At 54.1% G+C, this 17,391-nt stretch carries 16 protein-coding genes; 6 read left to right on the top strand and 10 right to left on the bottom strand.

Features of this window, described 5'->3' with window-relative positions:
- Positions 1-72 precede the first annotated feature (72 nt).
- From IEW12_RS19550 to IEW12_RS19535, 4 genes are all read right to left on the bottom strand, one after another.
- Positions 73-663, bottom strand: coding sequence for a LemA family protein (locus IEW12_RS19550; RefSeq protein WP_188567783.1), 591 nt, complete (start codon positions 661-663; stop codon positions 73-75).
- Positions 664-857: 194 nt separating this feature from the next.
- Positions 858-1,529, bottom strand: coding sequence for a BON domain-containing protein (locus tag IEW12_RS19545; RefSeq protein WP_188567782.1), 672 nt, complete (start codon positions 1,527-1,529; stop codon positions 858-860).
- Positions 1,522-2,118, bottom strand: coding sequence for a phosphoheptose isomerase (locus tag IEW12_RS19540; RefSeq protein WP_188567781.1), 597 nt, complete (start codon positions 2,116-2,118; stop codon positions 1,522-1,524). Before IEW12_RS19540 ends, IEW12_RS19545 begins: the two co-directional genes overlap by 8 nt.
- Positions 2,119-2,194: 76 nt before the next feature.
- The gene (locus IEW12_RS19535) at positions 2,195-2,638 is read right to left on the bottom strand and encodes a YraN family protein (RefSeq protein WP_188567780.1); all 444 of its coding nucleotides are present in this window, start codon (positions 2,636-2,638) and stop codon (positions 2,195-2,197) included.
- A 41-nt stretch (positions 2,639-2,679) separates the two neighbouring features.
- Here IEW12_RS19535 and rsmI point away from each other — a divergent pair, with 41 nt between their 5' ends.
- The gene (gene rsmI / locus IEW12_RS19530) at positions 2,680-3,609 is read left to right on the top strand and encodes a 16S rRNA (cytidine(1402)-2'-O)-methyltransferase (protein WP_229751239.1); all 930 of its coding nucleotides are present in this window, start codon (positions 2,680-2,682) and stop codon (positions 3,607-3,609) included.
- 65 nt (positions 3,610-3,674) lie between these two features.
- Here the strand turns inward: rsmI and IEW12_RS19525 are convergent, their stop codons facing one another.
- The 6 genes from IEW12_RS19525 to IEW12_RS19500 all read right to left on the bottom strand — a co-directional run bounded on the left by IEW12_RS19525 (position 3,675) and on the right by IEW12_RS19500 (position 10,591).
- Entirely contained in the window at positions 3,675-4,799 is a 1,125-nt protein-coding gene (locus IEW12_RS19525) for a septal ring lytic transglycosylase RlpA family protein (protein ID WP_229751238.1), read from the bottom strand.
- Positions 4,796-5,902 carry a rod shape-determining protein RodA gene (gene rodA / locus IEW12_RS19520; RefSeq protein ID WP_188567779.1) on the bottom strand — a complete coding sequence of 369 codons (1,107 nt, stop codon included), beginning with the start codon at positions 5,900-5,902 and terminating at the stop codon, positions 4,796-4,798. The genes IEW12_RS19525 and rodA overlap by 4 nt, the downstream gene beginning before the upstream one ends.
- A 5-nt stretch (positions 5,903-5,907) precedes the next feature.
- The gene (mrdA, locus tag IEW12_RS19515) at positions 5,908-7,896 is read right to left on the bottom strand and encodes a penicillin-binding protein 2 (RefSeq protein WP_188567778.1); all 1,989 of its coding nucleotides are present in this window, start codon (positions 7,894-7,896) and stop codon (positions 5,908-5,910) included.
- Between the two features lie 56 nt (positions 7,897-7,952).
- Positions 7,953-8,471: a rod shape-determining protein MreD gene (gene mreD, locus IEW12_RS19510; RefSeq protein ID WP_188567777.1), complete on the bottom strand. Its 519-nt coding sequence runs from the start codon at positions 8,469-8,471 to the stop codon at positions 7,953-7,955.
- The gene (gene mreC / locus IEW12_RS19505) at positions 8,468-9,475 is read right to left on the bottom strand and encodes a rod shape-determining protein MreC (RefSeq protein WP_188567776.1); all 1,008 of its coding nucleotides are present in this window, start codon (positions 9,473-9,475) and stop codon (positions 8,468-8,470) included. The genes mreD and mreC overlap by 4 nt, the downstream gene beginning before the upstream one ends.
- A gap of 72 nt (positions 9,476-9,547) precedes the next feature.
- Entirely contained in the window at positions 9,548-10,591 is a 1,044-nt protein-coding gene (locus tag IEW12_RS19500; RefSeq protein ID WP_188567775.1) for a rod shape-determining protein, read from the bottom strand.
- Positions 10,592-10,979: 388 nt separating this feature from the next.
- Here IEW12_RS19500 and gatC point away from each other — a divergent pair, with 388 nt between their 5' ends.
- The 5 genes from gatC (at position 10,980) to IEW12_RS19475 (ending at position 17,332) form a co-directional block, all read left to right on the top strand.
- Positions 10,980-11,282, top strand: a complete 303-nt coding sequence (gatC, locus tag IEW12_RS19495) for an Asp-tRNA(Asn)/Glu-tRNA(Gln) amidotransferase subunit GatC (protein ID WP_188567774.1) — start codon at positions 10,980-10,982, stop codon at positions 11,280-11,282.
- A gap of 108 nt (positions 11,283-11,390) precedes the next feature.
- Complete coding sequence (gene gatA, locus IEW12_RS19490) at positions 11,391-12,845, top strand: Asp-tRNA(Asn)/Glu-tRNA(Gln) amidotransferase subunit GatA (RefSeq protein ID WP_188567773.1); 1,455 nt, start codon at positions 11,391-11,393, stop codon at positions 12,843-12,845.
- Positions 12,842-13,348 (top strand): hypothetical protein, encoded by a 507-nt coding sequence (locus tag IEW12_RS19485; protein WP_229751237.1) that lies wholly within the window; start codon positions 12,842-12,844, stop codon positions 13,346-13,348. Before gatA ends, IEW12_RS19485 begins: the two co-directional genes overlap by 4 nt.
- Before the next feature lie 81 nt (positions 13,349-13,429).
- A complete protein-coding gene (gene gatB / locus IEW12_RS19480) occupies positions 13,430-14,890 on the top strand; it encodes an Asp-tRNA(Asn)/Glu-tRNA(Gln) amidotransferase subunit GatB (protein WP_188567772.1) in 1,461 nt (486 codons plus the stop codon).
- 1,176 nt (positions 14,891-16,066) lie between these two features.
- Positions 16,067-17,332, top strand: coding sequence for an integrase domain-containing protein (locus IEW12_RS19475; RefSeq protein WP_188567771.1), 1,266 nt, complete (start codon positions 16,067-16,069; stop codon positions 17,330-17,332).
- Positions 17,333-17,391: the final 59 nt, after the last annotated feature.

Below are 17,391 nucleotides of genomic sequence, written 5' to 3'. Positions count from 1 at the left end.
GAAGAGTAGCGAAGGGACAGAAAGAGCATGCATGGGCCCGGCAAGCCACACCGGGTTGCCGCTGCCCTCATTTCAGAACGACACCTTGACGGCCTTGCGTTCTTCCGCCGACTCAATCACCTGCAGCATTTCCGCATTACGGAATCCAAACATATTGGCGATGATGGATCCGGGGAATTGCTCTATCGACGTGTTGTACTGCATCACGCTGTCGTTATACGCCTGGCGGGAAAAGGCGATCTTGTTTTCGGTGCCGGTCAGCTCTTCGGTCAACTGCATCATGTTCTCGTTGGCCTTCAGGTCTGGATAGGCTTCCGATAATGCAAACATCTTACCCAGCGATGCTGTCAGCGAACCTTCGGCTGCCGACAATTGCTGTACCGCTGCGGCATCCGACGGGTCGCCCACGGCCTTGGCATTGGCGGTTACTGCCTGATTGCGCGCGGCAATGACGGCTTCCAGAGTTTCGCGCTCATGCTTCATGTAGCCCTTGGCGGTTTCCACCAGGTTGGGAATCAGGTCGTAACGGCGTTTCAGTTGCACGTCGATCTGCGCAAAGGAATTTTTGAAGCGGTTGCGCAGGCTGACCAGCCGGTTGTATGCGCCGACCGCCCAAAAAACAAATACCAGAATGATGACCAATAGTATGATCAGTGCCGCCATGATTGCTCCTGTAGAGTGTGAGCATACGGGGAAAGCCCGCATGCCTGTCGTGCAGTGTTAACCCAATACCGGCTGGATATTGTTGCTGAACCTTGTTGAATCTTGCTGAAGTTACTGAATGTACCTGGCAAGAAAAACCCGCCACATGCTGCAGCGGGCTTTTCCTTATTTCCTGCTTATGTCTTGCTTATGTCTTAATTATCTTTATTGCCGTCCTGCTTGGCGCCATTGTCTGGAGTCGCCATCAGGGTTTTCAGTTCGCCTTCGCTGATGTAGTCAAATACCTTGACCACTTTACGTACTCCACTAACGCCGCGAGCGACTTCACCCGCCAGATTGCCTTCGCGCTGGGTGACGCGACCCATCAGGTAGACCACATTGGATTCCGTCACGACCTTGAAGGCACTGGCATACAGGTCCTTGGTATCGACGAAGGATGCTTTCACCTTGCCGGTGATCAGCGCATCATTGGAACGGGAAGTGTAATTGGAGACACCCGCTACCTGCAGCTCGTTGGAGACGGACTCCACGTTTTCAACCGCGCGCATTTCACGTTCTGCAGTGGCTCTGGCCTGCTCATCGGCGACTTCACCGGTCAGCAGAACCCTGCGGTTGAAACTGTTGACGTTGATGTGCGCGGAATCTCCCAGCGTACGGGACAGGCGCGCATCACCCTTGACGGCAATGGCCTTGTCTTCGGTTTGCGCACCCAGGGTTCTCCTGTCGGTTGCCGCGAGCGTGCCCATCACTGCACCGCCCACCATGACGCCGACGCAGCCCTGCAGGCTGACCAGTGCCGCACAGCACAGTGTCAATGCCGCCAGCGGTCGCGCCGTCTTTTGCCAAACAGTGGAACGGTCAGTCATTTGCATCTCCTCCGAATAGTGCGACGTCGATGCCGTCACACAGACAGTGTATGGTTAATAGGTGAACTTCCTGAATACGGGCAGTGCGGTCATGCGGGACACAGATGTTGACATCTGCATCAGTCAATATCTTGGCGATCTCGCCGCCGCCCTTGCCGGTCAGCGCAACGACGCGCATATCGCGTTCCAGCGCGACATTGATCGCATTGATCACGCTGGCGGAATTGCCGGACGTGGACAAGGCCAGCAAGATGTCGCCAGCCTGGCCGAAGGCCTGTACCTGCTTGGAAAATACTTCCTGGAAGCTGTAATCGTTCGCTACCGCTGTCAGGATGGAGGTATCGGTTGTCAGCGCCATCGCTGGCAAAGGCAGCCGCTCGCGCTCAAAGCGCCCCACCAGCTCTGCCGCAAAATGCTGGCAATCCGCCGCCGAGCCGCCATTTCCGCAGGCCAGGATCTTGTTACCGTTAGACAATGCCGAGAACATAAGTTCAATGGCATACGAAATAGGCTGCTCCAGTACTTCGGCAGCCTGCATTTTTAATTCGGCACTTTCTTGAAAGTGCGCCAGGATACGTTGATTTGTCATGATGCGGAATTATAAAACAGTCGGTAACACTACTAGAACTCGGTCATAAATATATATTTTGGAATGTAAACCGGCTTTATTGCCCTGTTATTACATCCTGTAACCAGTCCAATTCACCGTTTTGTATGCATATCAGGTCAAAACGGCAGGCTGGAGGTCTTTTATACGCTTGCAGGAAAACTTGTGCGGCAATCACCATGCGCCGCTGCTTGGCCGGCGTCACGCTGGCGATCGCACCGCCGAATTGCGACGAATTACGGGACCTGACTTCGACAAACACCAAGCCCTTGCCGTCTTGCATGACCAAGTCGATTTCACCGCCCTTGCACAGGAAATTGCGCTCTACCAGCGTCATGCCTTTTTGCTGCAGATACAGCAACGCCCTTTGCTCGCCCTCGTCACCGGTGCGCTGGCGGCTAGTGGTGCTATTGCGGCCGCGCTCCGGCAATTCATCTTTATGATCTTGAGCACTGCTTTGTTGGGCCTGTTTCGGCCCATTCAGCCATTCCCATAGCGGCATTGTCGTACAATCCTGAATTAGTCCACATCCCGGAATATAGCATGAGCACGTCCGATACCCATTCAACAAGCTATTCGCTAAGCAATTCTCCTGTGATGGAAACCCTGTCCAAACAGAGTTATCCTGCAGCCACATTATATGTAGTCGCCACGCCGATAGGGAATGTTTGCGATATTTCCCTGCGGGCGCTGCATTTGCTGGCGCTGGCAGACGCTATCGCCTGCGAAGATACACGCAATACTGCGCAATTGCTGTCACGCTATGGGATCAACAAGCCCTTGATCGCTGCACACCAGCACAATGAAAGGGAGGCCGCCGACAAGCTCGTGGCCCGCCTGCAGGCCGGCGAACGCATCGCACTGGTATCCGATGCCGGCACCCCCGGCGTGTCCGACCCCGGGGCCAAGATTGTGGACGCTGTACGTGCAGCCGGCCTGAACGTGATGCCCTTGCCCGGCGCTTCTGCCGCGATCACTGCCTTGTCCGGCAGCGGGTTGATCAATGACCAGTTCTACTTTGTGGGCTTCCTGCCCGCCAAAGCAGGACAGCGAGAAACCGCATTGCGCGCGCTGGAACAAATACCCGCGACGCTGATCTTTTATGAGGCGCCGCACCGCATCATCGAATCGGTGCAGGCACTGGCAAGCGTGTTCGGCAGCCAGCGCCAGATCGTGTTTGCACGCGAGCTGACCAAGCTGTTTGAACAGATCCACCGCTGCCCTTTGGGCGAGGCTGCAGACTGGCTGAAAAACAACGCCCATAGCGAAAAAGGTGAGTATGTACTTCTGGTGGAAGGTGCGCCGAGCAATGCTGACGACGATCTTCAGGAAGCGCGCAGGATACTGGGAATATTGCTGGAAGAATGCTCGCTAAAACAAGCTGCATCACTGGCGGCGCAAATCACCGGGCAAAAAAAGAACGCGCTCTATCAGCTGGCGCTGGAGATGAAGGAAGGTCAAGAGGAAGAATAAGGCCCCTCCCCGGACAAGCGACGATCTAACTCCCTGTCTGGCGCCCTATCCAACTTAGCGCATCATCAGCGCTGTACCACCAGGGGCTTGGCAATGCCGAGGTTGCCAGCCTGGACCATCGCAGCCAGCGCCTCCGCCCTGCTGGCGAAGGGTCCGCTGACCAGCCGGTACAGGCTACCCTGCTGTACGATATCAAATGCCGGCAAGCGGTTTTCCAGCTTGGACTGCAAGTGCGACTGTATGTTTTCTGCATTGGCCTTGATCGCATAGGCGCCGAATTGCAGATAAAAGCCGGATGCCGCAGAACTGCTGGGCACAGCCGCCACTTTTTCTACCGGCTTGCTCTCCTGCATGGCCAGCAAGTCTTCCATCGATATCTGATCCCTGCCCTGCTCTGCCGACGTGCTGCCGGCATCAGGCAACGATTTCTTATTATCGGGTAGGGCAGCCACTTGCGGCACCATGCCAGAACCAGGTAAATTGGCTGAAGCCGCAGCCAAAGCAGGCGGCTGGTTCTTGCGGTTTTCCGCCATCTTTTCGATATCGGCAGGCAGCAGGCGCTCCACCTCTATCTGGCTGCTACCGCTACCTAGATAACCCAGCTTCAACGCCGCCGTATAAGACAGATCTATGATGCGGGTGGAGTGGAAAGGCCCGCGGTCATTGATGCGGACAATGATCTGCTTGCCATTGGCGAGGTTGGTTACCCGCGCATAAGACGGGATGGGCAGCGTGGGATGCGCCGCAGTGATCTTGTACATATCGTACAGCTCGCCGGACGAAGTCTTTTGATTGTGAAATTTCTTGCCGTACCAGCTACCTATGCCGCGCTGCGTAAACGGCGTGGTGTTATCGGTAATCGGCGTATAAGTCTTGCCGAAAACCACATAGGGCTTGTTGCCTGACTTCGAATACGCTTCCACAACCGGAATGGGGTCGACGGTGAACTCCAGCCCATCCGGCGGGTTATCGCCGGGACCATCATCTTTATAGTAGGCACCCTTGCCGGAACCGGCTTTCGGCAAGGGCGGCGTGCCGGGCGAGCTTTTGGCGACAGGAGCCGGAGCGCGCGGATTTTCCTGCGTAGCCAGCTTGGGCGCACTACCGCAAGCCGCCAGCAACAATGCCGGTACAACCAGCGCCAGATAGCTGCAGGCGACGTGCCAGGGTGCGCGTGCGTGCTTCATCATGTCTGCACCAGCTTTCTGTTACGTTGCACGCTCATCAGGATGCCGCCACCCATACCCAGCGTCACCAGGGCAGTGCCGCCGTAACTCATGAACGGCAATGGCACCCCCACCACCGGAAGGATGCCGCTGACCATGCCCATGTTGACGAAGGCATAGGTAAAGAAAATCATCGTCACCGAACCCGCCATCAGGCGGGCAAACAAAGTAGGCGCATTGGCCGCAATCATCAGGCCGCGTATCACTAGCAGTAAATACAGCACCACCAGCACGCAGTTGCCGATAAAGCCGAATTCTTCAGAAAACACCGAGAAAATGAAATCAGTGGTCTGCTCCGGCACAAAGCCCAGCCTGGCCTGGGTACTATGCTGCCAGCCTTTGCCGCTGATGCCGCCGGAACCCACCGCGATGGTGGACTGGATGATGTGAAAGCCTTTGCCCAAGGGATCAGTGGTCGGGTCTATCATGGTCATCACGCGGTCGCGCTGATAGCCATGCAGGCGTGGCCAGATGACGGGAATACTGGCAGCAACCACCAGCACCAGCGTAATCAGCACACGCCAGGACAGGCCCGCCAGGAAGATCACAGCGAAGCCCGCCGCAACCACCAGCAAGGCCGTGCCCAGATCCGGCTGCTTGGCAATCAGGCCCACCGGTATCCCAAGAATGACGGCAGCGACGATAAAATCCTTCCAGCGCAACCCGCCTTCACGCTTTTGGAAATACCAGGCCAGCATCAGCGGCGTGGCGATCTTCATGATCTCGGACGGTTGAATATCCGTCCCTACATTGATCCAGCGGCGTGCGCCTTTCTTGACCGTGCCGAACAGGGCCACCGCGATCAACAAAGCCACACCAAAGGTATAGATGGGGATGGCAAAGCGCATCAGCGTCTGCGGCGGTATATTGGCGACCAGCCACATCACGGAAAACGCGATCAGGATATTGCGCAACTGGCCTTCCACGCGTCCGGGGAAATCCATGCCTGCCGAATACAGCGTGACGATGCCGATGGAGATGATCAGGAAGATGATCATCGCCAATGCGGCGTCAAACACCATCACGCGTGATCTGATAGCTTGCCAGCTGATTAATTTACCTTGCATCGCGCTCAGTCCTTGTTTCCTGTTGTTTCGCCGCCGGGTTTAGGGCCGCCTTCCGATTCAGCGTCCGCCTTCACTTCCGATTCCGGCCTGGTCTGCGTGATATCCGCTTTTTGCGCCGGCGTCTTGTCCTTATCTTGCGGACGCTTGCCCAGCAGATAATAGTCCAGCGCCTTGCGTACCACCGGTGCCGCTGCTTCGGCACCGAAGCCGCCGTTTTCTACAATGACTGCCAGCGCTATGCGCGGATGGTCTGCCGGCGCAAAGGCGGTGAACAGCGAGTGGTCATGCAGGTTCTTCGCCATTTTCTTGGAATCATATTTCTCGTTCTTCTTGATACTCACTACCTGCGCAGTACCGGTCTTGCCGGCCGCAATATACTCTGCACCGGCAAATGCGCGGTAGCCTGTACCGAAAGTTTCCTGGGTAACGCCGACCATCGCATGCTTGATGATGTCGATGTTTTCCTGCTTCAAGGGAATCCGGTAACTTTCCTTGGGCACGGTCAGCGTGCGCTGCTTGGTTTGCGGATCTTCCACGATCTTGACCAGATGCGGCTTCATCACTATGCCATTATTGGCTAGCGTGGCGATCGCATGTGCCATCTGCAGCGGCGTAAAGGTATTGTAGCCCTGGCCTATGCCCAGTGAAATCGTTTCACCGGCATACCATTTTTGCTGGGCGACTTTTCTATATGCATTGCGTTTCCACTCTGTGGACGGCAATACGCCTTGCTTTTCATGTTCCAGGTCGATTCCAGTCTTTTGGCCGAAGCCGAAGGGCTTCATGAAATCATGGATCGCATCCACGCCCAGGTCGTTCGCCAGCATATAGTAGTAGGTATCGCAAGACGCGACGATGGAGCGGTACATGTCGACCAGACCGTGTCCGCCCGGTTTATCGTCATTGAAGCGATGGCCGCCGAACATGAAGAAACCGGCATCCGAGATCGCCTGCGCCGGTGTGCGCTTGCCCAGCTCCAGTGCTGCCAGCGCCATGAAAGGCTTATAGGTAGAACCCGGCGGGTAGGAACCGGTCAGGGGACGGTTCACCAGCGGTTTTTCTTCCGAGGTATTAAGCTCTGTCCAGCTTTGCTGGTCTATACCCTCGACGAACAGATTGGGGTCGTAGGTTGGCTTGGAGACAAAGGCAAGCACATCGCCGGTGGAAGGCTCAATCGCCACCAGTGCACCGCGACGGTCGCCGAAAGCTTCTTCGATGACTTTTTGCAGTTCTATGTCGATGGAAAGTATCAAATTGGTGCCGGACGTAGGCGGCTGGCGCGACAGCGTATGCAGGGCCTTGCCGCCCGCTGAAACCTCTACCTCTTCAAAACCCGTCTTGCCGTGCAAGAGTTTTTCGTAACTCTTTTCCAGGCCTTCCTTGCCGATGTAATCGGTACCGTTGTAATTGGCGGCATCATCCATATCGTCAATGATGTCGGCATCCTTCTGGCTGATACGGCCTATATAGCCGATCACGTGCGAAGCCACATCTCCCAGCGGATACTGGCGAAACAGCCTGGCCTGGATATCCACACCGGTAAAGCGGAAGCGTTGCGCGGTAAACCGCGCCACTTCCTCGTCGGTCAGGCGGGTGCGGATGGGCAGGCTCTCAAAGCTCTTGGAGTCTTCCATCAGCTTGCGGAAGCGCTTGCGGTGCTTGGGCTGAATATCTACCAGTTGCGCCAGCTCATCGATCAGTACGTCCAGATCGACGGTGATTTTGGACGGGGTAATTTCCAGCGTGTAGGCGGAATAGTTTTGCGCCAGCACCACGCCATTCCTGTCCATGATGATGCCGCGATTGGGAACGACCGGTACGATGGAGATACGGTTTTCGTCCGCCTGCAACGCATATTGGTCGTGCTTGACGATCTGCAGCCAGACAAAGCGCGATATCAGCAGCGTAAAGCAAATGAACACGAAGCAGCCTATGAATAACAGGCGCATCCTGAATAAATGCAGCTCGCGTTCAGTGTTCTTGAGTTCTGTCATGCCTTCGACAATTCATGTATCAGCCGATGAAGTCCATCGGCTATATTGCTATCGGATCAGATGGGACGCGTGTCGTCCCTGTCCACGGCACGCCTTTGCGGGGCCAGCAACAACCAACTGGCAATCGGCCACAAAGCTGTGGTGACAAAGCTTTCTACAAAATACAGCCAGCCAGGAAAATGGGCATCCTGTGCAACTGCCAGACGGACAATGATCTGCAAGGCTTGCGCAAACAAAAACAGCGGCAATACATACAGCGATTGCGTCAGCGGCTTGAACCACAATACCCGGCGATGTATCGTGATCGCAAAATACGATAGCAAAGTGTAGGTCAGCGCATTCTCGCCCAGATGCGTCGCATCATGCACGTCCATCAGCAAGCCCATCATGAAGGCGACGCCTATGCCGACCTTGCGCGGCTGGTGGATGCTCCAGAATACCAATACCAGCGCCACGAAATCCGGCACGCCCACCGCGTGGCCCCAGGGTAAAAAATTCAGGAAGAAGGCCAGCGCCAGGCTGACAATAATAAAAAAGGGACTGACGGGCAGCAGAATATAGTGCGGGCTATTCATTTCTGAGCCTCCTTGGCCTTGTCTTTTGCTTCCTCTTGCGACACAGCTTCCTTGACCTGATCCTTGGCAGGTTCGGCATCCTTGGCGGACTCCTTGACCGTATCGCGGGTTACCTTGCGGTTGATCTTTTCCTTCTTGGCCCTGACCTCTTCCGAATCGGGGCGCGGCAGATCATTGGTCGATACCAGCAGTATCAGCAATTGCTTGTTACGGTCTATACCGGCTGCAGGTGCGCACAATATGGTTTCAAAAGTCGCCACGGCCTTGCTCTCTACCTGCACCACCTTGGCAACGGCCAGGCCAGGAGGATAAATGCCGTCTATGCCTGACGTCACCAGCACATCGCCGGCCTTGATGTCGGCATTGGCCGTCATGCGCATGTCCAGGAAATCCGCTTGATCACGACCATTGACTACACTGCGCAAACCATTGCGCAAAATTTGTACCGGGATAGCCTGGTTCTTGTCTGTCAGCAGCGTCACTTCCGATGTCATCGGGAATATTCTGGTGACCTGCCCGACCACGCCAAGATCATCGATCACGGGCTGGCCAAGTTCCACTCCGTGCTGCGATCCACGGTCGAGGATAATCTTGCGCGCATGCGGGTCACGCGCTTCATACAGGATTTCGCCCAGGATGGATTTGACCGGCAGCTTTTCACGCGCATCCAGCAATTTACGAAGATGGGCATTTTCAGCATACAACTGGCCATTTTGCTGCAGCTTGTCGGCATTGACGGTCTGTTGACGCTTCAGCCTGACATTTTCTTTTTCCAGCGTTGTGGCCGACGTGAAATATTCGGACAAGTTGATCACTGCATCGCGTGGCATCACCGCCACCATCTGTACCGGATACAGCACGGTGCCCAGCACTTGCCGAACCAGCTTCAGGGATTTGAGACGTGCGTCAACCACCAGCAAAAAAATTGCCAATACCGCGAAGAACACCACTTTAGCCCGCGCGGAAGCGCCTTGCTTGAAAAGTGGTGGTGGACTGTATTCCATTGATGTGCCTGCTATCGATCCGACGCCAGATCAGCATAGACTGAAGTGGCGGCAGATAGTTGGACCATGGACTTATTCGTAGGAGAAGATGGAACCCAGTTTGTCCATGCGCTCCAGCGCCATGCCTGAGCCGCGTACAACGCAGGTCAATGGATCTTCTGCAACGATGACAGGCAAACCGGTTTCTTCCATCAACAGACGATCCAGGTCGCGCAGCAAGGCGCCACCGCCGGTCAGCATCATGCCTTTTTCAGCAATGTCGGCGCCCAGTTCAGGCGGAGTCTGTTCCAGCGCGTTTTTCACTGCGGACACGATGTTGTTCAACGGATCAGTCAGCGCTTCCAGGATTTCATTGCTGGAAATAGTGAAGGAACGTGGAATGCCTTCGGACAGGTTACGGCCCTTGACTTCCATTTCCTTGACTTCCGAGCCAGGGAAAGCAGAACCGATCGCTTTCTTGATCGCTTCTGCCGTCTGTTCGCCGATCAGCATGCCGTAGTTGCGGCGGATGTAGTTGACGATGGCTTCGTCAAATTTGTCGCCGCCTACACGTACCGAACCCTTGTACACCATGCCGCCCAGCGAAATGATGCCGACTTCTGTTGTACCGCCGCCGATATCGACCACCATGGAACCGGTTGCTTCGGATACCGGCAAACCGGCGCCGATCGCAGCAGCCATCGGCTCTTCAATCAGGTAGACCTGGGAAGCGCCTGCACCCAGTGCTGATTCACGGATCGCACGGCGCTCTACCTGGGTAGAACCGCAAGGTACACAAATGATAATGCGCGGGGACGGTTTGAAGAACTTGGTATCGTGCACCATGCGGATGAACTGCTTCAGCATTTGCTCGGTGACGGTGAAGTCGGCAATCACGCCATCCTTCATAGGACGTATCGCTTCGATATTGCCGGGAACCTTGCCCAGCATCTGCTTCGCTTCCTTACCTACCGCCTGAATTGTCTTTTTACCATTCGGGCCACCTTCCTGACGTATCGCCACTACCGAAGGCTCGTCCAGAACGATGCCCAAACCGCGTACGTAGATCAGTGTGTTAGCGGTACCCAGATCAATTGCCAGGTCATTCGAAAAATAGCTGCGTAAAAAACCAAACATGTATTGTCCTGTGATGTACTCACCCGCAGCAGCGCTGCGAGCATTAAATTTTTAGAAATAGGGTCTTGCAATCGCCCCAAACACCCGCAATCTCTCTTACAGAAACACTTTGATTACGGATGAAAAGGGCGGGAAGAAGCGTAGCGAGCGTCTTGAGCTTGGGCTAAGAAGCGCAGTCGTACTAAAGTACGACGAGCATCGCAGGCCCAAGATCATGGCGCGCAGTAGCTTATTCACCCCTGTAAGGGCATTAACCCGTCATTCTACCTTATAATCTATATAAATTTAGCGGATCAAAACACCTAAAATAGTGGATTGATCAGCGATTTTTCAGCAATTTTGCCAGCATTACCCGCTTTTTAGCATTTACTTACAAAAAGATCCCATCATGTCACTTGACCTTTCCGATGTGAAACGAATCGCCAACCTGGCGCGACTTGAACTTTCCGAGGCTGAAGCCGCTTCTACGCTGGACAAGCTCAATGGTATTTTTTCCCTGGTTGAACAGATGAAAGCCGTGGATACCACCGGCATCAAACCATTGAGCCACCCGATTGCCGCGCTGATGCCGGAACTGTCCCTGCGCCTGCGCGAAGACGTGGTCACTGAAAATAATCGCCGCGAAGACTACCAGCGCCCCGCCCCTGCGACGCAGGACGGCCTGTATCTGGTGCCGAAAGTCATAGAGTAAACGGCAATAAAACAGCTATAAAAACAGCAATTTTATTGCTGAGCGATCAAACACGGTAGAAAACCAGCGTCGATCAGAAAAGACGCCATTGCAAGGATATACCCCGGTATGCATACCAAGACCTTAAAAGAATTGTCTGTCCTGCTGCAAAGCAAACAAATCTCCGCCACCGAGCTGGCCAAGCACTTCCTGGACCGCATCCAGGCCAGCGGCCTGAACGCCTTCACCCACGTTGACGCGGCATTGACACTGCAGCAGGCCGCCGCTGCCGACCTGCGCCTGGCCAATGGCGACGCCACTGCGCTGACCGGCATCCCGATCGCGCACAAGGATATCTTCGTGACACGCGACTGGCGCTCCACGGCCGGCTCGCACATGCTGGAAAATTACACCAGCCCATTCGATGCGACGGTTGTCGAGCATTTCAACAAGGCCGGCATGGTCACGCTGGGCAAGCTGAATTGCGACGAATTCGCTATGGGTTCCAGCAATGAAAATTCCTATTTCGGTCCGGTGAAAAACCCCTGGGATCTGACAGCCGTACCGGGCGGTTCTTCCGGCGGTTCTGCGGCAGCAATTGCGGCACGCCTGGCGCCAGCCGCCACCGCCACAGACACCGGCGGCTCCATCCGCCAACCCGCATCCTTCTGCGGCGTGACCGGTATCAAGCCGACCTATGGCAGCGTATCGCGCTACGGGATGATTGCATTTGCCTCGTCGCTGGACCAGGGCGGCCCTATTGCCAAGACGGCGGAAGACTGCGGCATGCTGCTCAATGCAATGACCAGCTTCGACCCCAAGGATTCCACCAGCATAGAACGCGCCAAGGAAGACTTTACCCGCGACCTGAACAAGGATTTGAAGGGCTTGCGCATAGGCGTGCCGCGCGAATTCTTTGGCGCCGGCCTGGCCAAGGATGTGGAACAAGCAGTGCGAGCTGCATTGGCCGAGTATGAAGAACTGGGTGCTACGCTGGTCGATATCTCCTTGCCGAAAACCGAGCTGTCCATCCCCGTGTACTACGTGATTGCACCGGCCGAAGCCTCATCCAACCTGAGCCGCTTTGACGGCGTGCGTTACGGCCACCGGGCAGCAGATTACAAAGACCTGAACGATATGTACCGCAAGTCGCGCGCAGAAGGTTTCGGCAATGAAGTGAAGCGCCGCATCCTGGTCGGTGCCTATGTGCTGTCGCATGGCTACTACGATGCCTACTATCTGCAGGCGCAAAAGATACGCCGCCTGATCGCGCAAGATTTCCAGGCCGCATTCCAGCAATGCGACGTGATCATGGGGCCGGTGGCGCCAACCGTGGCCTGGGATCTGGGCGACAAGGCAGACGATCCTATCGCCAATTACCTGGCCGATATTTTCACGCTGTCCACCAGCCTGGCTGGATTGCCGGGCATGTCCATCCCTTGCGGATTCGGCCAGGGTGAAAAGAATGCAAAACGTCCGGTAGGCTTGCAATTGATCGGCAATTATTTTGAAGAAGCCAAGTTGCTGAATGTCGCACACCAGTTCCAACAAGCGACAGACTGGCACTTGAAGTCGCCTGTATGAAACACCTGCGCCGCCTTCCACACCTGATCCTGGCCTGCAGCCTGGCGAGTATCGCCGGGTTTGCTGCAAGCAGTGCATGGGCGCAAACCCTAGATACCAGCTTTTCTTGCAGCGATATCCGCAAGGAAGACGGTGACGGCGAGCGTGTCAATTATGCGGACCAGGGCAAGATCAAACTGGATGGCGACAAGATCAAAGCCTTCCAATGGGAATCTTCGCTGTTTCGCAGCACGCACGGCTTCGATTGCAGTATAGACGAAAACGATGGCGCGCAAGCTGAGGTGACCGACAAAGGCTGGCGCATCACCTTGAAAAATGCCATGGCGGCCCGCGCCGCCCGCGGCTATGACACGGAGCGTGGCAATGTGTGCAGCATACGCCTGGAGCGCAACGGCGATGAATTGCAGATCAAGCCGACTTGTGCAGTGCTGTGCGGCTCAAGAAATAATTTTACGGCGCTGACGGTAAATACCAAGACCGGCAGTTGTCACTACGACGAATAAAGAAACACATTGATATCCTGCGGCCCGAGCCATTGAAACTCAGGCGTTGAATCGACAGAATAGAAAAGAAGGAAAGATACTATGCAATGGGAAGTAGTTATCGGTTTTGAGACGCATGCACAACTCTCAACCAAATCAAAGATTTTTAGCGGCTCCTCCACCCAGTTTGGCGCAGAGCCGAATACGCAAGCCAGCCCGGTAGATCTGGCCCTGCCTGGCGTGCTGCCAGTGATGAACAAGGGTGCAGTAGAAAAGGCGATACAGTTCGGCCTGGCGGTAGGCGCGCATATCGCGCCGGAGTCCATCTTCGCGCGCAAGAATTATTTTTACCCGGACCTGCCCAAGGGCTATCAGATCAGCCAGTTTGAGATTCCTGTCGTGCAGGGCGGCTACGTTTCCTGTGTCGTGGAAAAAGACGGCAAGTCCGAAGTCAAGCGCATAGAACTGACACGCGCTCATCTGGAAGAAGACGCCGGTAAATCGCTGCACGAAGACTACCAAGGCATGACAGGCATAGACCTGAATCGCGCCGGTACACCGTTGCTGGAAATCGTTACCGAGCCGGTGATGCGCAGTGCTGCAGAAGCGGTGGCCTATGCCAAGTCCCTGCATTCCCTGGTCGTATGGCTGGGTATTTGCGACGGCAATATGCAGGAGGGCTCATTCCGTTGTGACGCCAACGTGTCTGTGCGCCCTTTCGGGCAAAAGGAATTCGGGACCCGCTGCGAGATCAAGAACTTGAACTCTTTCCGTTTTCTGGAAGAGGCGATCAATATCGAAGTACGCCGCCAGATCGAACTGATTGAAGACGGCGGTACCGTCGTCCAGGAAACCCGCCTGTACGATCCGGACCGCAAAGAGACCCGCTCGATGCGCAGCAAGGAAGATTCGCAGGATTACCGCTACTTCCCTGACCCTGACCTGCCACCGCTGACTATCAGCCAGGAATGGATAGAACAGGTGCGCGCGACCATGCCGGAATTGCCGGGCGCGATGCGCGAGCGCTTTATCAGCCAATACGGCATCTCCGAGTACGACGCCATGATCATGACCCAATCCAAGGCCATGGCAGCGTACTTTGAAGCCGTAGTCATCGCGGCGGGCGTGGCGCAAGCCAAGCAGGCGGCCAACTGGCTGATGGGCGATGTATCTTCCACGCTGAACCGCGAAGGCATGGACATTACCACTATCCCTGTCACAGCCGCCCAATTGGCCTTGCTGCTGCAACGCATTGCTGACGGTACGATTTCCAACAAGATCGCCAAGGAAGTATTCGCTGCGATGTGGCAGGCACCATCCGCCGACGTGGCGCTGGCAGACCAGGTAATCGAAGCCAAGGGCCTGAAGCAAATTTCCGACGTGGGCGCACTGGAAAAAATCATCGACGAAGTCATAGCCGCCAACCAGCAGTCTGTGGACGAATACCGCGCCGGCAAGGAAAAAGCCTTTAACTCGCTGGTGGGACAGGCGATGAAGGCGACCAAGGGCAAGGGCAATCCTGCACAAGTAAATGAATTATTGAAAAAGAAACTACAGGGTTGATTGCATAAACCAGACACAACAAAGTCAGTGAAATTTAAAAGCTGTCATCGGGTTGAACCGATGGCAGCTTTTACGTAAATAGCATTTTTCAATATATCGCTACTATTCCCAAGTTATCGGGAGAACACGACACTTTAAGGGTTGCGAGATCTCTAGCTTTAAATTTTTTTTGCATTTGGCTGAGTATTGTCATATCCCATCCGACAAAAAATACGGCCTCGTATTAAATTGTAGTTATCCACCTCAACTCCCTGTTCGTCATATAAAGTCATGACTTTAAGATGTGATGCAATTGTGACGGCATCAATTTTCCTCTTGAATTTTTTTTCTTCATGATGTCTAATAGAACCGTCGATCTTCGGCATTGAGTTAAACGCGAATTACACGAAATTACTTAACTCCCCAAAATAAATTTTTGGAGAGTTTAATTGCTCAAATCTTTTCACTTGCCCACGTTAGGCATTGAGAACGAAACAGTCTCCCAACTGTTATTCAAAATATAGCCATTCGGCTGCTTTACGCACATAACATTTCCCAAATAATTTTAGAGTTCGTCTAAATAATTGCGTTCGTGCCCATTAGTCGCGGCACCAAAACACAAAGCACAATATAAAAACTAAGCATAATTCAAAAACGACAGAAACCGGTCGCTGCAAGACCCCTTGCTAGGCTGACATCGCCTATTCCCTAAGCGTCATCGAGATTCATCCTCATACCCTCAAATTGGCTTTCAAGCCAAACCAAAATTGAAATCAAAGGCAATACAAAAGCTGTAAGTCCACATGCCGGACAGTAGGCGAAGCAAGGGTGAATCTTTCACATTGCCAGTCTGCAATCAGCGCTCGTCTACGGTCGAGTAAGTAGAAATCTAGGTATATGCATTACCAAGTCTGGGGAAGTTGCAAACCAGACAATGCATCGCGAGAAACCGCGAAGAGTTCGGCGCTTGTCAGCAGCAAGACAAGCAACCAGCAAAGGCAACCAGCTGGAGTGTTGTAGAAGTGGCATTTGGCAATACAACACTAAACCCCCAATATATTTACGTTAGCCCGCCAAGGCCGCCGCCCCACAGCAGTACTGCAGTAACAGCAAGGCAAACCATTTGCGTAGGCATACCAAAGCGCCTCAAAAAGAGGATCTGGTAAGTCCCCACTTAACGAGGAAAGATGAATCACGATGAACAAACAATTAACAACGTCCCTAGGCACAGTCTTCAAAGAACATACTCATGTTCGCATGAATGGCCGGGTAGCGTCCGCCAGGACAGTCAACGCCCGTATGGAGTCAATCTCCGGGAGTTTCAGTTCGCTTGAAAAGCTGGGATACAGACTTCAAGACGCAACAAACCTCACAGAAAAACACATACGCGCCCTAGTTCAATATTGGCTCGTCGACAAAAAGCTAAGAGCGAAGACGATTGAAGGCCACATCAGCAACCTCCGCATTTTCGCCACATGGATTGGGAAGCCCACTATGGTCAAAGGCAAGTATGAATACGCAAGTCAAGAACAGCGGCCGCTGATGAAGGTCAACGCCGCCGCCAAAGAATCAAAGTCATTGACCGGCAACAACATCAACATTGACGAAATACTAAAAAAAGCCGACAGCTATGATCACCGCTTTGGACTCATGCTAAGGATGGAGCTCGCGTTCGGCCTGCGCCGGGAAGAAGTGCTCAAGTGCAAACCGCATCACCAAGACTTCGAACAGTACTTCGCGATTTTCCATGGACACGGAAAAGGAGGGCGCGAGCGCCATATTGTCAAAATGATCAGTTCTCAACAAGAAATCCTCGAACTAGTCAAAGCAAACATCGGTAAAAATGAGGCGATGGGATGGCCCACTACCCGCAGCGGGCAAAGGGCAACGTTGAAAGAAAACCTATCGCGATATCAAAATACCATGACTAAACTCGGCATCACCAAAGCAAAGCTCGGCGTTTCCGGCCATTCGCTCCGGGCACAGTTCGCAGAAAACAACGCGCCGGTCCATGGCATCATTCCCCCAAGTATCGGCGGCACAAAAGGTCAAATGCCAAAGGCAGATATGAAAGTCCGGCTCGCAAGACTCAGCGAAGCAATGGGCCATCATCGCATCGAAGTCATGTCCGCTTACTACTGCACTTTCGGCACCAATGCCACGCTTGATCGCGCCGGCCGTTGCATGACCAATATCGATATGGCTACAGCAATTCTCAAGTCACAGGATCTCGAGCCTCTTGTTGACAATTATCGTGCCGATTGCACCTCCATTCGCAGCATACTCGACGTGCTGGAAGTTGAAATAACGCTCAAGGAAATCCAATACCTCTGGAAAATCTATAGTGAAAGGAATGGTGTAGCGTGGGTCAGGCCTGAGAAAGAAATCGGTATTTGCATAGAAGCAGCTGCGTTGCAGGTAATCCGCCAGACCAAAGGCGCGCAGACATATTTACCTGAATAGGAAGAATGCAATATCGGCCGCATGTGCTTAAAATCATATACACCTCGGGGAGAGACAAT

The organism is Parundibacterium terreum (assembly GCF_014636315.1).
Lineage (GTDB): Bacteria > Pseudomonadota > Gammaproteobacteria > Burkholderiales > Burkholderiaceae_D > Undibacterium > Undibacterium terreum.
Note: the sequence above shows the minus strand (reverse complement) of the source record. Positions and strands in the feature narration are given on the sequence as shown.

What these genes read in the sequence shown, in the direction of transcription:
- IEW12_RS19550 (WP_188567783.1), bottom strand. Translation starts at nt 663, where the DNA reads ATGGCGGCACTGATCATACTATTGGTCATCATTCTGGTATTTGTTTTT.
- IEW12_RS19545 (WP_188567782.1), bottom strand. Translation starts at nt 1,529, where the DNA reads ATGACTGACCGTTCCACTGTTTGGCAAAAGACGGCGCGACCGCTGGCG.
- IEW12_RS19540 (WP_188567781.1), bottom strand. Translation starts at nt 2,118, where the DNA reads ATGACAAATCAACGTATCCTGGCGCACTTTCAAGAAAGTGCCGAATTA.
- IEW12_RS19535 (WP_188567780.1), bottom strand. Translation starts at nt 2,638, where the DNA reads ATGCCGCTATGGGAATGGCTGAATGGGCCGAAACAGGCCCAACAAAGC.
- rsmI (WP_229751239.1), top strand. Translation starts at nt 2,680, where the DNA reads ATGAGCACGTCCGATACCCATTCAACAAGCTATTCGCTAAGCAATTCT.
- IEW12_RS19525 (WP_229751238.1), bottom strand. Translation starts at nt 4,799, where the DNA reads ATGATGAAGCACGCACGCGCACCCTGGCACGTCGCCTGCAGCTATCTG.
- rodA (WP_188567779.1), bottom strand. Translation starts at nt 5,902, where the DNA reads ATGCAAGGTAAATTAATCAGCTGGCAAGCTATCAGATCACGCGTGATG.
- mrdA (WP_188567778.1), bottom strand. Translation starts at nt 7,896, where the DNA reads ATGACAGAACTCAAGAACACTGAACGCGAGCTGCATTTATTCAGGATG.
- mreD (WP_188567777.1), bottom strand. Translation starts at nt 8,471, where the DNA reads ATGAATAGCCCGCACTATATTCTGCTGCCCGTCAGTCCCTTTTTTATT.
- mreC (WP_188567776.1), bottom strand. Translation starts at nt 9,475, where the DNA reads ATGGAATACAGTCCACCACCACTTTTCAAGCAAGGCGCTTCCGCGCGG.
- IEW12_RS19500 (WP_188567775.1), bottom strand. Translation starts at nt 10,591, where the DNA reads ATGTTTGGTTTTTTACGCAGCTATTTTTCGAATGACCTGGCAATTGAT.
- gatC (WP_188567774.1), top strand. Translation starts at nt 10,980, where the DNA reads ATGTCACTTGACCTTTCCGATGTGAAACGAATCGCCAACCTGGCGCGA.
- gatA (WP_188567773.1), top strand. Translation starts at nt 11,391, where the DNA reads ATGCATACCAAGACCTTAAAAGAATTGTCTGTCCTGCTGCAAAGCAAA.
- IEW12_RS19485 (WP_229751237.1), top strand. Translation starts at nt 12,842, where the DNA reads ATGAAACACCTGCGCCGCCTTCCACACCTGATCCTGGCCTGCAGCCTG.
- gatB (WP_188567772.1), top strand. Translation starts at nt 13,430, where the DNA reads ATGCAATGGGAAGTAGTTATCGGTTTTGAGACGCATGCACAACTCTCA.
- IEW12_RS19475 (WP_188567771.1), top strand. Translation starts at nt 16,067, where the DNA reads ATGAACAAACAATTAACAACGTCCCTAGGCACAGTCTTCAAAGAACAT.